This window comes from Granulicella aggregans, assembly GCF_025685565.1.
GTDB lineage: Bacteria > Acidobacteriota > Terriglobia > Terriglobales > Acidobacteriaceae > Edaphobacter > Edaphobacter aggregans_B.
Window position 1 is genome coordinate 1454171 of record NZ_JAGSYE010000001.1, and the last position, 15694, is coordinate 1469864.

General features: G+C 61.7%; 11 protein-coding genes. 7 read left to right on the top strand and 4 right to left on the bottom strand.

Annotated elements, in window-relative coordinates; translation table 11 throughout:
• Positions 1-93: 93 nt before the first annotated feature.
• Both OHL18_RS05825 and OHL18_RS05830 read right to left on the bottom strand, forming a co-directional pair.
• On the bottom strand, positions 94-372 hold the full coding sequence (locus tag OHL18_RS05825) for a hypothetical protein (protein ID WP_263373882.1): 279 nt from the start codon (positions 370-372) through the stop codon (positions 94-96).
• A gap of 97 nt (positions 373-469) precedes the next feature.
• The gene (locus OHL18_RS05830; protein ID WP_263373883.1) at positions 470-1174 is read right to left on the bottom strand and encodes an RNA polymerase sigma factor; all 705 of its coding nucleotides are present in this window, start codon (positions 1172-1174) and stop codon (positions 470-472) included.
• Positions 1175-1489: 315 nt separating this feature from the next.
• Between OHL18_RS05830 and OHL18_RS05835 the strand changes: the two genes are divergently transcribed.
• The 3 genes from OHL18_RS05835 (at position 1490) to OHL18_RS05845 (ending at position 6526) form a co-directional block, all read left to right on the top strand.
• Positions 1490-3388, top strand: coding sequence for a CRTAC1 family protein (locus OHL18_RS05835; protein ID WP_263373884.1), 1899 nt, complete (start codon positions 1490-1492; stop codon positions 3386-3388).
• Positions 3385-5178 carry an FG-GAP-like repeat-containing protein gene (locus OHL18_RS05840; RefSeq protein WP_263373885.1) on the top strand — a complete coding sequence of 598 codons (1794 nt, stop codon included), beginning with the start codon at positions 3385-3387 and terminating at the stop codon, positions 5176-5178. Before OHL18_RS05835 ends, OHL18_RS05840 begins: the two co-directional genes overlap by 4 nt.
• 187 nt (positions 5179-5365) lie before the next feature.
• Positions 5366-6526, top strand: coding sequence for a GntR family transcriptional regulator (locus OHL18_RS05845; protein ID WP_263373886.1), 1161 nt, complete (start codon positions 5366-5368; stop codon positions 6524-6526).
• Positions 6527-6534: 8 nt separating this feature from the next.
• Here OHL18_RS05845 and OHL18_RS05850 read toward each other — a convergent pair whose 3' ends face one another.
• Positions 6535-7509 (bottom strand): PfkB family carbohydrate kinase, encoded by a 975-nt coding sequence (locus OHL18_RS05850; protein WP_263373887.1) that lies wholly within the window; start codon positions 7507-7509, stop codon positions 6535-6537.
• Positions 7510-7758: 249 nt separating this feature from the next.
• Here OHL18_RS05850 and OHL18_RS05855 point away from each other — a divergent pair, with 249 nt between their 5' ends.
• Genes OHL18_RS05855 through OHL18_RS05865 form a run of 3 tightly spaced genes read left to right on the top strand, consistent with a single transcriptional unit; the run spans position 7759 to position 10670 of the window.
• Positions 7759-8820: a galactitol-1-phosphate 5-dehydrogenase gene (locus tag OHL18_RS05855; RefSeq protein WP_263373888.1), complete on the top strand. Its 1062-nt coding sequence runs from the start codon at positions 7759-7761 to the stop codon at positions 8818-8820.
• On the top strand, positions 8821-9639 hold the full coding sequence (locus OHL18_RS05860) for an SDR family NAD(P)-dependent oxidoreductase (protein WP_263373889.1): 819 nt from the start codon (positions 8821-8823) through the stop codon (positions 9637-9639). It begins immediately after the preceding gene.
• Positions 9636-10670: a ComEC/Rec2 family competence protein gene (locus OHL18_RS05865; RefSeq protein ID WP_263373890.1), complete on the top strand. Its 1035-nt coding sequence runs from the start codon at positions 9636-9638 to the stop codon at positions 10668-10670. The genes OHL18_RS05860 and OHL18_RS05865 overlap by 4 nt, the downstream gene beginning before the upstream one ends.
• Before the next feature lie 111 nt (positions 10671-10781).
• Here the strand turns inward: OHL18_RS05865 and OHL18_RS05870 are convergent, their stop codons facing one another.
• Positions 10782-12083 carry an MFS transporter gene (locus tag OHL18_RS05870; RefSeq protein WP_263374599.1) on the bottom strand — a complete coding sequence of 434 codons (1302 nt, stop codon included), beginning with the start codon at positions 12081-12083 and terminating at the stop codon, positions 10782-10784.
• A 194-nt stretch (positions 12084-12277) separates the two neighbouring features.
• Between OHL18_RS05870 and OHL18_RS05875 the strand changes: the two genes are divergently transcribed.
• Positions 12278-15661: a S41 family peptidase gene (locus tag OHL18_RS05875; protein ID WP_263373891.1), complete on the top strand. Its 3384-nt coding sequence runs from the start codon at positions 12278-12280 to the stop codon at positions 15659-15661.
• Positions 15662-15694: the final 33 nt, after the last annotated feature.

Sequence of the window (15694 nt, forward strand, 5' to 3'; positions counted from 1 at the left end):
CGCCCAGCGACCGGGGGCTCTGAAGGGACCGGCCCCGAATCTGCCATAGCGGGGAGTTCTACTGGAGCCGCAATCGTTACTGGCGCAGTCCCGTCAAAGCTCCGTCTCGAAGGAGTCTGCGTAATTCGCTTCCAGCTCAAACCAGTAACCAGGCATATGGCGACAAGCAGTGCTGCGAGGTGCAGGAAGTTCGAATGTCGAAAGCTCGATGACGGAGCAGCCATACGTGCGCCAGAATAAGCGGCACGGATCAGGAATCGTTCCTGCATCCTTGATGAGATCCTTCGCTTCTTTATCTGTGGGGCAAGAGTCAGGAATAGCTGCAAGCTCGTAAACTCCATCTCTGCTATTCGTTGGGAACAGGAAGAACATCCGGCTGTGTGCTCGGCAAGCTCCTCCATCTCTGTGTCTGAGATTTGACCGGCCACCGCTAGAGTAGCTAGGTACTCGAAGTGGCTTTCCCGTTGGATCATATCGATCCTGCTTTCGTAATCGTTTGGCGTTGTTCAGAGAATGATTTGCGCAGCTTTTCGAGACCGCGATAGAGATTATGTCGAACTACGCGAACGCTTTCACCAGTACGAGCGGAGACCTCCTCTGCTGTAAGACCCTCGCGATAGATCAGCTCGATGGTCCGTCTCTGACGAGGCTGCAAACGACTGAGGACCTGTTCGACAAGGATGCTATTTTCGATCGGGAGACGACCGAATTCGGGTGCACCCGGCTGGCCAGCTTCCACCAGCGGGTCGTCAAACGGGTCCGTCACAAAGAACTTATTCGATATCTGGGAGCGTCGACTGTTGAACGTCCGCTGATAAGCAAACATCAGGAGCCAGCTCTTGAATCTGCCTTTTTCAGAATCGAACTGACGAATGGAGCGAAAGACATCCAGGAAGATCTGCTGGACCACGTCTTCGGCTTCCGCGTCGTTCCTCAATATCCGTCTGGCAATCCCGAACAACAGCGGGGCATGTCTCTTGAAGAGAATTGCGAGTGCGTCGGCGTCCCCACTCTGAAGTTGCTCTGCGAGTTCCTCATCGGAGGCGAACCTTTGACGCACAAGACCGATAAGCGACGTCTCAGGTGAGAGTAGAGGCAGATCTGCCGCTTCAAGGCATGCTTCCGGGCTACCGAGTAGAGAGCTCGTGTCGGCACGAACAAAGCGCCAGTTCATGCGCTCACCAGAAGATGAGAATCCTGCAGAAGTCTTAATTCATCTTCTTTAGCTGTCCAATGGATCATGCCTCTCTAGCTCTCCTATCTGTGTATGCACAGCTTATCCCCACAATTTCCCACGATGTCCAGAACTTTTCTTGAAAGGCGCTCTGCTCGCCGAATAGGACGCCAGTAGATGTCGGCTGATGTTCAGGACTTTGATCGGGATGGGATAAGACTCTCACTCGTAACGTGCCCCGCTGAGGACATTCTTTCGGATGATTGCCGCTTCATACCAGCGCCCTCTATACTTCCCCTCTGAGGCCGCACAGCAATGATCTTCACCCGCCGCGGCTTTGTCCGCTCGCTCTCGCGCACCGCTCTTGTCCTCTCGCTCGAAGACGTGCTGAAGCTAGCGGTCCCCGCACAGCAGCCCGCGCCGGCAGCGAACCAGATCGGCTCCCGACCCACCTATGATGCGAAGCCCAAGGCCGCGCCGAAGCAAGCCTCGCCCGTCACCGGCACACCGCTCGGCTTCAGCTTTGTCGACGTCGCAAAATCCAGTGGCCTCACAGCCAAGACCATCTACGGCGGCGAGCATAAGAACCGCTATCTCCTTGAAACCACCGGCTGCGGCGTCGCCTTCTACGACTTCGACCACGACGACTGGCTCGACCTCTTCCTCGTCAACGGAACCCGCCTCGAAGGCTTCCCCAAGGGGCAAGAGCCGATCAGCCGCCTCTTCAAGAACAACCGCGACGGCACCTTCACCGACATCACCGCCAAGTCCGGCATGACCCGATCCGGATGGGGACAGGGATGTTGCGTAGGGGATTACGACAACGACGGCCTGAACGATCTCTTCGTCACCTACTATGGCCAGAACATCCTCTACAAGAACCACGGAAACGGCACCTTCACCGACGTGACCGTGAAGGCTGGACTCGCGCAGCCAAAGACCCGCTGGAACTCCGGCTGCGCCTTCCTCGACTACGACAAGGATGGTCACCTCGACCTCTTCGTCGCCAACTACATCGACTTCGACATCAAGACCGCCCCTCTGCCCGAAGCAGCAGGCTGTGCCTACAAGGGCATGCAGGTCGCCTGCGGGCCGCCAGGGCTCGATGGCGGAAAGAACATCCTCTACCGCAACAACGGCGACGGCACCTTCACCGACGTCTCGCAGAAGAGCGGCATGTGGGACACCATCGGCACCTATGGCCTCTCGGTCACCGTCGCCGACCTCAACAACGATGGCTGGCCCGACATCTACGTCGCCAACGACTCCACCGCCTCCACCTACTACGAGAACCAGAAGGACGGCACCTTCAAGGACATGGCGATCGAGTCCGCCATCGCCTACTCGCCCGACGGCAAGCCCCAGGCCGGCATGGGCGTCGCCGTCGGCGACTTCAACCGCGACGGCCTGCTCGACATCGTCAAGACCAACTTCGCCGGCGACACCGACTCGCTCTACCAGTCCCTCGGCGACGGCACCTTTGAGGACCACACCTATCTCTCCGGCCTCGGCATCAACACGCGCTACCTCGGCTGGGGCGTCGGCTTCGTCGACGTCGACAACGACGGCTGGCTCGACATCTTCATCTCGAACGGCCACGTCTACCCCGAGGTCGACGGCTCCCATCTCGACGCCCCCTACGCGGAGCACAAGTACCTCTACCGCAACCTCCGCACCGGCCAGTTCGAAGAGGTGACGAGTCAGGCGGGAAGCGGTATCACCGATGCCGTCCCTGCCCGCGGCTGCGCCTTTGGTGACTACGACAACGACGGCGACATGGATGCCGTCGTCAACTGCGTCAACGCCCCGCCCCAGCTGCTCCGTTGCGACTCAACGATCCAGCGCAACTGGATCAAGCTCCGCCTCGTCGGCACGAAGAGCAACCGAGCCGGCATCGGCGCTCGCATCACCGTCACCGCCACGACCGCGACGCAGGAGATGTCCGGCATCGGAAAGCAACCCCTTCGTCAGATCGACGAAGTCCGTAGCGGCGGCAGCTACTACTCGCAGAACGATCTGAGAATGCACTTCGGCCTCGACCAGGCGATCAAGGCCGACACGGTCGAGATCGCCTGGCCCTCCGGCCAGAAAGACACTCTCCGCGATCTCGCCGCCAATAAGCTTTACGTCATCGAAGAGGGCGGAAAGATCCTGAAGACCCTCGCCATGGGCGCGTCTCCTGTTATTGCAAAGCCTTCAGGAGCCACGCATTGATTCGCAAGCTCTACCCCTCACTCGCCGTCATTCTGAGCGCAGCGAAGAATCCCCGCATTTTGCTCGTGCTGCCCGTGCTGTTAGTCCTTAGCAGCCCGTCGGCCGCCCAGACGCCCTATCCACCGAGCGCAGCCCACCCCACCCCAGCCTGGTTCGTAGACGTCGCTGCCAAAGCCGGCATTACCGTCCGCGACGTGAACGGAAGCGCCTCCAACAAGCAATACATCGTCGAAGCCACCGGCTCCGGCGTAGCCATCATCGACTACGACCGCGACGGATGGCCCGACATCTTCCTCGTTAACGGCACTGATCTTCACCCTTCCGCGAGCCAGGGCAAAGCTCCCACAAACCATCTCTTCCACAACAATCACGACGGCACCTTCACCGACGTCACCGCCAAATCCGGCATGGTCAGCTCCGGCTGGGGCCAGGGTGCCTGCGTCGGCGACTACGACAACGACGGCTTTGACGACATCTACGTCACCGGCTATGGCCACAACCGCCTCTTCCACAACCAACGTAACGGCACGTTTAAGGAAGTGGCCGCCCAATCTGGCGTGGCCGGCAGTGGAGCAGAGTGGGGAACCGGCTGCGCCTTCATCGACTACGACCGCGACGGTAAGCTGGACCTCGTTGTCGCCGACTACGTCCACTTCGACCTCGCCAAAGTCCCCATGCCAGGAAAGGAAGCCGGTTGCACCTGGAAGGGCGCTCCCGTCATGTGCGGCCCGCGCGGCCTGCCCAGCGCGCCCAATATCCTCTTCCACAACGAAGGCACAAGCAATGGCCAGACCCACTTCCAAGATGTAAGCCTCCTCAGCGGCATTCAGAAGACCCTCGGCCACTACTGCTTCTCCGTTACCACCCTCGACTTCAACGAGGACGGCTGGCCCGACATCTACGTCGCCTGCGACTCCACCCCGTCCATCCTCTACCGCAACAATCACGACGGCACCTTCACGGACGTCGGTGCCGACTCCGGCGCCGCCTTCAACGAAGACGGCCGCGAACAAGCCGGCATGGGCTCCACCGCCGCGGACTACGATGGCGACGGCCACCTCGACATCTTCAAGACCAACTTCTCCGACGACACCTCCACCCTCTACCACGCCCTTGGCGACGGCACCTTCAGCGACGTCACCTTCGCCGCCGGCCTCGGCGTCAACCTCGACGCCCTTGGCTGGGGCACCATGTTCGCCGATGTCGACAACGACGGCTATCCCGACCTTCTCGTCGTCAACGGCCACGTCTATCCCCAGGTCGACGAAGCCAAACTTGGCAGCCACTTCAAAGAACCCCGCTTCCTCTACTGGAATCCCGGCAACTGGTCCCAGCCCGGCGCAAAGTTCAAAGACCTCTCGAAGACCTCCGGCCCCGGCCTCACCCAGCCGCTCTCCGGCCGCGGCCTCGCCATCGCCGACCTCTGGAACGATGGCCGCCTCTCCGCCGTCGTCAACAACCTCAGCGATCTCCCCATGCTTCTCGTCAACGAAGCAAAGAACCCAAACCACTGGCTGGGAATCAGGCTGGTCGGCACGAAGTCTAACCACGACGCTATTGGCGCTCGTGTCACCGTGCATGGCAGCAAGCGTAGCTGGGTCGACGAAGTTCGCAGCGGCTCCAGCTACAACTCGAGCAACGATCTGCGCCTGCACTTTGGCCTCGGTAACGAGACCCGCATCGTCAGCGTCGAGGTCAGATGGCCAAACGGGGAGAGTGAGCAGTTCGCGATCGGCTCAATAGATCGCATGACCGACCTCACCGAAGGCAGCGGAAGGACACTTCCATAGCGAAACCGGCGGTCAGCCCCCGAAAAAATGACCTAAAACGAATTAGCTAAGACAATTCCTTTGCATCTGCACTCCTATCTGTTCTACTTTGTATCAATCTTCTTTTGGCTGATTTTGCGGGCTTCTCAAAGATCGTCCGGGATGATGATCGGCGGTAGGTCACTCCATTTAGGTTGGAAAAGGCTCGATGTCTCCTTCCAGAAAATCTTCGCGCTCGGGGCTGGCCCGGGATTCGGGCGCCGGAGACACATTTACGCCGGAAGGCCCGCTCCATCGGTCCATCTACGAACAACTGCTGGCGGAGATCCAAAACGGCGTCTACAAGCCCGGCGAACGCCTGCCCAGTGAAGCCATTCTCTGCGAGCGCTTCCAGGCCTCCCGCATCACCGTAGCCCGCGCCTTCCAAACTCTTCAGCGCGAGCACCTCGTCACCCGCCGCCCCGGCTCCGGCACCTACGTCGAAAAGCCCGCACGCCAGGACTCGCTCCAGTTCGGTCTCCTCATCCCCGACCTCGGCACCACCGACATCTTCGACCCCATCTGCCAGGGCATCATGCGTTCACCCGCCGCCCGTCTTCACTCACTTACCTGGGGCCACTCCACCGGACACGAGAAAGACCTTGAGCGCGCGGCAGAACAGCTCTGCCAGCAGTACATTACGCAGAAAGTAGCCGGCGTCTTCTTCGCCCCAGCCGAGTTCACCGAGACACGTGGCGACGTGAACCGAACCATCGCGACCCGCCTCCAGGAGGCTGGTGTCACGGTCGTCCTCTTAGACCGCTGCTACGAGCGATATCCGCAGCGATCGCAGTTCGATCTTGTCGGCATCGACAACCACCGCGCTGGAAGACTGCTCACCGACCACTTGCTCGAGACCGGTGCTCGCAGGATCGTCTTCGCCGTACGTCCCCACTCCGCCTACACAGTGGATGCCCGCATGGCGGGCTATCGCGACGCTCTCTACACCTTCGATTCCCGGCTTTCTCCCGCATCGATCTCGGGTGACTTTGAGGACCCTTCCTGGGTGCGCAGGATGATCGACCGTGAACGGCCCGATGCGATCATCTGTGCAAATGATTACACCGCCGCCCATCTCATGCAGACACTCATCTCTCTCGGCATCCGTATCCCCGAGGACATCAAGATGGCCGGGGTTGATGACGTGCCCTACGCGAAGCTGCTGCCCACCCAGCTGACCACCGTCCGCCAGAACTGCGCGGAGATCGGCGCGGTCGCCATGGCAGTCATGCTCGATCGCATCGAAAACCCTTCGCGACCGGTAAGGGACGTCCTCGTCCGCTGCGAACTCATCGTCCGCGCTTCAACCTGCAGCAACATGATGAACTGACAACGCGTCTAGCCCAACATCCCCCGGATCTCCACCTTCACTTCCTCTGGAATCTCCGGAGTCGCACCCGACTGACTCGCCACAAAGCTTCCGCAGCGATTGGCGACCGAACTGATTCCCTCCAGCGTCGCCCCCTGTAGGTAAGCATGTACCAGGCCAGCCGTAAACGCATCCCCCGCGCCGATCGTGTCCACCACCTTCACCGGGTATCCGTTATGCCGGAAGCTCCCATGGCGATCCATCAGAAAGCTCCCGTAGGGCCCAAGTGTGATCGCTACCAGCCTGCACTGCGGCGCGACCGCCAGCAGCTCCGAGGCACACCAAAACGCCGCCCCGGTCAACGAATTCTGCGAGTCCTTGGCGCCACTCAGCCCCTGACTGATCAAGACGTTGCCCAGCATCCGCCCCACCTCTGCCAGTTCCTCATCACTGACCTTCAGCACGTCCGCATGGGCCACGCTCCATCGCAATGTCTCTTCGGTACAGAACGGCATCCGCAGGTTCAGGTCGCACATCCGTGTGCACTCCGTTCCCGCCGCCTCAACCACCGCCCTCATAGAAGAGCGCGATGGTTCGTCCCTCTGCGCCAGCGTGCCAAAGTAGATCACCGCCGCCGAACCCGCAAGCTCAGTCAAAGTAGTAGTCAGCGAGATAGCATCCCACGCGACGGGGCTGTTGATGACGTACTTCGGCCGTCCCTCATCGTCCAGTGTCACCGACACCGTCCCGGTCGGCAGTGAGCCGGAGGTCTGAACTCCCGACAGGCTGAGGCTCGTATCCTTAGCCAGCGCAGCCAGGCGACCCATCGCCTCGCGGCCAAGCTCATCATCCCCCACACAACTGACCAGAGAAGAGTACTCGCCCAGCCGCGCACTCAACACGGCGAAGTTCGTCGTCGCTCCGCCCAGCCGAGGGCCCGAGGGCAGCATGTCCCAAAGAAGTTCCCCGATAGCGATCTGCGGGGACGAAGGGCTGGTCAACATAACTTCTCCATTGTGCTCAAAGAGACATCGGGGGCATTGGGTGCATCCTTGCTCCGGGCTCTCGCAGAATGTTATGTCATATCCCCTCGGCTTGTCCGCGAATCGACATAATAATTTGCCGCACGCTACGCTGCCCGTCGCCGCGACCGGAGCCCGGTTGTCGAACGCGGTCAAAACTGTTCTCATGGTCTGCGATAAACGTCGCCGGCTTTGTTCCTTCCCAACCACTGCGACGGAGGTTCGACAAGCATGAAGGCTCTCCTCCTCTCCGAATACAGCCACCTGGCGATCTCCGATGTAGCCGCGCCCGTCCCCTCCCCCGATGAACTCCTCATCCAGGTCGCCGCCTGCGGCATCTGCGGTAGCGACGTCCACGGCTACGACGGCTCCTCCGGCCGCCGCATCCCGCCCATCGTCATGGGCCACGAAGCTGCCGGCACCGTCGTCGCTGTCGGGAACGATGTCAAAAGCTTCGCCCCCGGCGACCGCGTTACCTTCGACTCCACCGTCTTCTGCGGTGTCTGCGACTTCTGCCGCGCCGGCGATGTCAACCTCTGCAACGACCGCCAGGTCATCGGTGTATCCTGCGGCGAGTACCGCCGCGCCGGTGCCTTCGCCGAGTTCCTCACCGTCCCCGAGCGCGTCGCCTACCACCTCCCCGATGAGCTCTCCTTCCCTGATGCGGCCATGCTCGAAGCCGTCTCCGTCGCCCTTCACGGCGTCGCCGTCTCGGAGATGAAGGGCGACGAAACGGTCCTCGTAATAGGCGCAGGAATGATCGGCCTCCTGCTGCTCCAGGCTGCCCGCACCACCGGCTACGCCTCCGCCTGCGTCTACGTCTCCGATGTCGACGCCACCCGCCTCGCCCTTGCCAGTGACCTTCGCGCTGATGCCACCTTCCTCGCCACCGGCTCCGACCTCACCGCCGAGATCATGAAGCGCACCCAGGGCCGCGGCGTCGACATCGTCCTCGAAGCCGTCGGCCGCGACGAGACCATCGCCACCGCCATCGACTGCGTCCGCAAAGGCGGCACCGTCGTCCTCGTCGGCAACATCTCGCCCCAGGTCAACCTGCCACTACAGAAGGTCGTCTCCCGCCAGATCCGCCTGCAAGGCTCCTGCGCCTCCGCCGGCGAATACCCAGACGCCATGGACCTCATCGCCTCCGGCAAGATCAAAGTAGCCCCGTTAATCACCGCGATCGCTCCGCTTGCGGACGGCCCCCAGTGGTTCGAGCGTCTCCACTCCCGCGAGCCCAACCTGATGAAGATCGTTCTCGATCCCCGCCCTCAAACAACGGAGTCGCTCTAAGTGGCAGAGAACCTCTTCGACCTCACCGGACAGCTTGCCCTCATCACCGGAGCCTCGCGCGGTCTCGGCCAATACTTCGGTCGCGCCCTTGCCCGCGCCGGGGCAGACCTCATCATTACCAGCCGCAAGAAGGCTGATCTGGCCCCCTTCGTCGCCGAGATCGAAGCCCTCGGCCGCAAAGCGTATCCGCTCGAACTCGATGTCCGCGACCACGAAAGCATCCTCGCCATGGCTGCCGCAGCCGAGCAGATCGGCCAGGTCCACATCCTCGTCAACAACGCCGGCTGCAACGTCCGCAAGCCAGCCGTCGACGTCACCTGGGACGACTACAACCTCATCCTCGAGACCAACCTTCGCGGCAGCTTCTTTGTCGCCCAGCAGATCGCCAAGCAGATGATCCCGCACCGTTACGGCCGCATCGTGAACATCGGCTCCGTCACCAGCGTCGCAGGCTACGCCGACCTTGCGCCTTACACGGCAAGCCGCGGTGGCATCCGTCAGCTCACCATGAGCCTTGCCGACGAGTGGGGTCGCCACGGCATCACCGTTAACTGCTTAGCCCCCGGCTGGTTCCAGACCGCCCAAAACAAGGTCCTCTACGAGAACCAGGAGTGGGTCGACTACCTCGTCGACCGCATCCCGCTCAAACGCCCCGGCGAACCTCACGACCTCGACGGCGCCATCGTCTTCCTCGCCTCCGAGGTCAGCCGCTACGTCACCGGCCAGACCCTGCTCGTAGACGGCGGCATCTCCACCGGCGCAACCCGCGCCAACGTAAAGCCAGCAATCAAGCCGTCGGTAGAATCCCAGGAGAAATGATGTTCGCAAAACGTGTGCTCCCCGTAGTTCTCGCAATCGGCAGCGCCCTCACTGCAAATGCGCAGTCTGCCGGCAAGCTCAAGATCTTCTTCATGGATGTCGAAGGCGGCCAGGCGACGCTCTTCGTCACCCCCGCAGGCGAGTCGCTGCTCATCGACACCGGCTGGCCCGGCAACAACGGCCGCGACGCCGACCGCATCGTCGCCGAGGCGAAGAAGGCCGGCCTCTCGAAGATCGACTACGTCCTCATCACCCACTATCACGACGACCACGTCGGCGGTGTCCCGCAGCTCGTCGCGCGCATCCCCGTCGGCACCTTCATCGACCACGGCCCCAACCGCGAACTCACTCCCGGAGTCGATCACGACTACGCCGAGTACCAGAAGGTCCTGGCCACGGGCAAGTCAAAGCACCTCGTCCTGAAACCTGGCGAAGTATTGCCAATCAAGGGCTTCCACGCCACAGTCATCAGCGCCGATGGGGCTTTGATCGCCCACTCGCTCTCCGGCGCAGGCCAGCCCAATGAGGCCTGCAAGACCTCGCCCACCAAGCCTGCCGATCAGACCGAGAACGCCCGCTCCCTCGGCATCGAGATCGACTTCGGCAAGCTTAAACTCCTCGACCTGGGCGACCTCACCTGGGACAAAGAGATGGAGCTGATGTGTCCCACGAACAAGCTCGGAAAGATCGACATCTTAGTCGTCTCCCACCACGGCTGGTACCAGAGCTCGAGTCCAGCGCTCGTCCACGGCATCCATCCCCGCGTTGCCATCATGGATAACGGCGAGAAGAAGGGCGGCTCACCGGGCACGCTGGACACGCTGAACTCCACCCCGGGCCTCGAAGCTCTCTATCAACTCCACTTCGCAACTGAAAGCACCACCAAAAACGCCCCCACCGAACGCATCGCCAACCTTCAAGGCACAGTCCCCGACGCGGGCAATCCCCTCGAACTGACCGCCTCAAAGGACGGGAGCTTCAGCATCACCAACACCCGCACCAAGGAGACGAAACTCTTCCCGGCAAGATAGCTCCACGCCCCGATCCCCCAATGAAAACGTCATCTCGACCGAAGCCACGCGGCTTCATCGCGTGGCGCAGTGGAGAGACCCCCGCATTTCGCTTTTGCACTGAAACAGCCGCTAAACTCCGGCCTCCGCCGGCACGGGCTCGATCTTCCCCAGCAGCAAAACATAGCTCGCGATCCCAATCGCCAGATAGATCGCCGCAATCCCAAATACCCACTTGTAAGATCCCGTCGCATGCACCACGTACCCGGTAAGAATCGGAGCTGCGATGCCCGAGATCTGGCCCGAAAAATTGATGATCCCGCCCACCGTCCCCACGCTCCCGCGCGGCGAGATCATAGAAGGAATCGACCAGCCAATGGGCGCCGCCGCTGACAGTCCGCCGATGCAGAGGCTGATCCAGAACAACGCCTGCGCCGGCGTGTGCGCGTGCGTGGCCCCAAGAATCCCCAACCCGAACGCCGTTCCTGCCACCAGAATCGTCTTGCGCACCCGGCTCGCGTCCCACCCACGTTGAATCAGCGCATCGGCCCCCAGCCCCGCTCCAAGGTCGCATGCTGTAGCAAACAGCCAAGGCACGCCCGTATACAGAAACGAGTGCAGCAGGTCGAGATGCAGCGCTGAAGCCAGATAGCTTGGCAGCCACGTCAGCAGCAGGTAGAAGCTGTAGTTGTACGCCCCAAACCCGATCGCCAGCCCCAGCACCTTCTTCTGCCGGATCAGATGCCCGAGCGAGGCCCGCTCGCCAAGCTCATGGTTCAACTGCCCTGCGGAATCCTCCGTAATGTACGTTCGCTCAGCCTCGGTCAGCCTCGCATCGTCATCCGGATCGCGATAGACCTTGCTGAAGATCCCGAAGTACAGCAGACTCACGAACCCGGTCGCCGCAAAGCTCCACCGCCATCCCACCTTCACCAGCAGCACGCCGATCACCGGCACGCCAATCGCCGAAGCGAACTTCGCCGCCGCATCGAAGATCGATGTCGCAAAGCTCCGCTCCTTCGCCGGAAACCACAGTCCGATGGCCTTGGCATTCGCCGGAAACGTCGGAGCCTCGCCCACACCCAGCAGGAACCGAGCTCCGAAGAATCCGGCGATGCTCGACGCCGCTGCAGCAGCAAACGAAGCAAGACTCCAAAGCAGCGTGCTGATCCGCCCTACCCGCCGCACTCCAAACCGGTCCAGCAGCAACCCCACCGGCAACTGGCAGATCGCGTAGGTCAGGTTATAGGCGCTCGAAAGATAGCCGAACACAACGTCTGAGATCCCGAACGTCGCATTCAGCGCTGCATGAGAAACAGAGAGGTTCACCCGGTCGAAGTAGTTGACCAGCACGCCCAGCCCCAGCAGCCACGCAATCGTCCACCGGCGCCCACCCACCTTGTCGCGCCGCGTTATCACTTCCTCATCGATCATGAACACCCAACCGAACAGACGTCTAAGCATAGACTCGCCGGTCGCAATCGCAAACCCGTCGCCGAACATCACGAGCGAGGTAAAAGGAAGCAGCTCACCACATTCGCCGGTGATATCCTCCTCAGAAAGCTCCAAGCCAACTTCCAGCAACTTCGTCCCGGAACCGCTACCCGGAACAAGAGGACACCCTTTCCATGGCCCTGCCGCACTCCCTTCGCCTCACCGCCGCCCTCTTCTGTCTCTCCGCTCCATTCGCCTCCGCCCAACTCCATCGCGGCTACTACAGCGATCCCGCCCTGCACGGCGACAACCTCATCTTCACCTCCGAGGGCGATCTCTGGTCCGTCTCCGCCCATGGCGGCGAGGCCCACCGGCTCACCTCCGGCACCGGCATTGAGAGCCACGCCACGCTCTCGCCCGACGGCCAGACCGTCGCGTTCCAGGCGCACTACGAAGGCCCCGCGGAGGTCTACACCATGCCGGTCACCGGCGGCATGCCCCAGCGCCGCACGTGGGACGGCGACGCCGCGCCCGAAGGCTGGACCCCTGACGGACGCCTCATCGTCAACACCAACCGCTACTCCACTCTGCCGGACAACCAGCTCATCCTGATTGGCAGCCACGGCGAACACGAAGCCGTCCCCCTTGCGACAGCCTCGGAAGCCGCCTACTCCTCCGACGGCAAGACCCTCTTCTTCACCCGCTCCAATAAGCAGTGGAGCGAGACGAAGCGCTACAAAGGTGGATGGGCCGAAAACCTCTGGCGCTTCGACGGCCACTCCGAGGCCACGCCTCTCACCGCCGACTTTACCGGCACCTCGCACGCGCCCATCTACTCAAACGGCCGAGTCTACTTCCTCTCTGACCGCGACGGCGTCATGAACCTCTTCTCCATGGATGAGCAGGGCCACGACGTCAAGCAACTCAGCCATCAGCGCAAGTTCGATGTTCAGTCGGCGACGGTCTACGACGGCCACATCATTTACGCCTCGGGTGCCGAACTCTGGACCCTCGATCCCACCTCAGGCCACGAAGAGATCATCCCGGTTACGCTCTCATCAGACTTCGACCAACTCCGCGAGCACTGGGTCACCCACCCCGTCCAGTTCATCACCTCCGCGCACCTCGCTCCCGACGGCTCCGCCGCCGTCTTCACCGCGCGCGGAGAGGTCTTCACGCTCGCCCCGAAGAACGGCCGCATCATCAAGGTCGCCGCCGACTCCGCAACCCGCTTCCGCGACGCCCGCTTCCTGCCCGATGGCAAGAGCATCCTCACCCTCTCCACCCAGACCGGAGAGACCGAATTCTGGAAGTATCCCGCCAACGGCCAGATCACGCCTGAGACCAAGCCCGAAGAGTGGACCAAGGACGACAAAGTTCTGCGCTGGGATGGAATCACCTCGCCAGACGGCCACTACCTCGCCCACTACGACAAAGATCAGCAGCTCTGGCTCCTCGACACCAGGACCAAACAAAACAAGCTCATCCGCCAGTCCATGCACGGTGACTTCGCCGACCTCTCGTGGTCGCCCGACAGCCGTTGGCTCGCTTTCTCTGAAACCGCCGCCGATCTCTTCACGCAGATCGAAGTTCTTGAGATCGCCACCGGAAAAGTGCAGGCGCTTACCTCCGACCGCTTCAACAGCATGAGCGCGGTATGGAGCTCCGACGGCAAGTGGCTCTACTTCCTCTCCGACCGCAACCTGAGCACCACCGTCCAGTCGCCATGGGGATCACGCCAGCCCTCTCCGCACTTCGACCGCACCGTCCGCGTCTACCAGTTGGCGCTGACTTCCGATCTCCGCTCGCCTTTCCTCGCGCCGGACGAACTCCATCCTGAGAGCAAGTCCGATAAGGACAAAGACAGCGACGAGAAGAAAGAAAAGAAGGACGAAGACAAGAAGAAGGAAGCAGGCAAGCCCGTTGACAAGGCAGGTAAAGACACCAAGACCATCGCCGACGAGAAAGCCGATAAAGACAAGGAAAAAGACAAGAAGATCCCCGAGGTCAAGATCGACTTCACCGGCATCCAAGCCCGCATATCTGAGGTTCCCGCAGCACCCGGCAACTACTCCAGCCTGCAGGCCACCGAGAAGCGCCTCTGCTGGTTGAACTCCACCGACGAAGCAGACCCCAAGTCCTCCCTCCAATGCCTCGACATCGACAACAAGGGCGACGAGACCGACACCGTCATGGCCGACGTGCAGGGCTACGAGATCTCCGCCGACCGCAAGAAGCTGCTCCTTCACAAGGGCGAAGACTTCTGGATACTCGATTCAGACGTCAAGGGCTCTGGCCTCTCCGACGCCAAGGTGATGGGCAAAGCGCACATCGATCTCTCGCACTGGGCCTTCTCGACCACACCGCAGGCCGAGTTCCACGGCATCTTCCTCGATGCCTGGCGGCTCGAGCGCGACTACTTCTACGACCGCCACATGCAGGGAGTCGACTGGCCTGGAATGCGCGACCGCTACATGCCGCTCGTCGACCGCGTCTCCAATCGCGAAGAGCTCAACAACGTCATCGCCCAGATGGTCTCCGAGCTCTCCGCTCTCCACACCTTCGTTCAGGGTGGAGACGCCCGCAAGCCCGCTGACAACATCGCCATCGCTGCCCTCGGCGCACGACTTCGCCGCGATGAGAAAGCCGGCGGCTACATCGTCGAGCATATCTACGCCTACGATCCCGACCTGCCCGCTCAGGCACCTCCGCTCGCCCGGCCCGAGTCCCTCGTCCACGAAGGCGAAGTCATCACCTCTATAGACGGCACCGAACTCCTCGGCGTTCAGGACGAACGCGAGCTTCTACGTGGCAAGGTCGGCGTCCCCGTCCTGCTGCACGTAAAGCCCGTATCCGGCGAGCCTCGCAATGTCCTCGTCAAGCCCGTTACTGCTCGAGATGAAGCGAAACTTCGCTACGCTGAGTGGGAGTACACCCGCCGTACCACGGTCGAAGCGGCATCCTCGAACACCATTGGCTACGTCCACCTTCGCGCCATGGGTTCAGGCGACATCGACCAGTGGGCCCGCGACTACTACCCCGTCTTCAAGCGCCAGGGGCTCATCATCGACGTCCGCCACAACCAGGGTGGCAACATCGACTCCTGGCTGCTCGGCACACTCCTTCGCAAGGCCTGGTTCTACTGGCAGCCGCGAGTCGGCGAGCCCGACTGGAACATGCAGGGAGCTTTCCGTGGCCACATCGTCGTCCTCACCGACGCCGAGACCGCCTCCGACGGCGAAGCCTTCACCGAAGGCTTCAAGCGCTTCGAGATGGGTAAGGTCATCGGCACCCGCACCTGGGGCGGAGAGATCTGGCTCAGCGGCAGCAACGTCGAGGCCGATGGAGGCATAGCCACCGCCGCCGAGATTGGAGTCTACGGGCCGGAAGGGAAGTGGCTCATCGAGGGCCATGGCGTCGACCCCGACATCACCGTCGACAATCTTCCCCACGCCACCTTCTCCGGCAGCGACGCTCAGCTACAGGCCGCGATCGATCTCCTGACGCAGCAGATCAAGTCCGATCCTCGCCCCGTCCCGCCCGCACCCCCATACCCTGACAAATCCTTCAAAAACTAGCAAAGAGAGGGAGGACACTGTCCTCCCCCTCTT

Bases quoted from the DNA above. Each gene is read 5' to 3' on its own strand.
- OHL18_RS05825 (WP_263373882.1), bottom strand. From the start codon at position 372: ATGTTCTTCCTGTTCCCAACGAATAGCAGAGATGGAGTTTACGAGCTT.
- OHL18_RS05830 (WP_263373883.1), bottom strand. From the start codon at position 1,174: ATGAACTGGCGCTTTGTTCGTGCCGACACGAGCTCTCTACTCGGTAGC.
- OHL18_RS05835 (WP_263373884.1), top strand. From the start codon at position 1,490: ATGATCTTCACCCGCCGCGGCTTTGTCCGCTCGCTCTCGCGCACCGCT.
- OHL18_RS05845 (WP_263373886.1), top strand. From the start codon at position 5,366: ATGTCTCCTTCCAGAAAATCTTCGCGCTCGGGGCTGGCCCGGGATTCG.
- OHL18_RS05850 (WP_263373887.1), bottom strand. From the start codon at position 7,509: ATGTTGACCAGCCCTTCGTCCCCGCAGATCGCTATCGGGGAACTTCTT.
- OHL18_RS05855 (WP_263373888.1), top strand. From the start codon at position 7,759: ATGAAGGCTCTCCTCCTCTCCGAATACAGCCACCTGGCGATCTCCGAT.
- OHL18_RS05865 (WP_263373890.1), top strand. From the start codon at position 9,636: ATGATGTTCGCAAAACGTGTGCTCCCCGTAGTTCTCGCAATCGGCAGC.
- OHL18_RS05870 (WP_263374599.1), bottom strand. From the start codon at position 12,083: ATGATCGATGAGGAAGTGATAACGCGGCGCGACAAGGTGGGTGGGCGC.
- OHL18_RS05875 (WP_263373891.1), top strand. From the start codon at position 12,278: ATGGCCCTGCCGCACTCCCTTCGCCTCACCGCCGCCCTCTTCTGTCTC.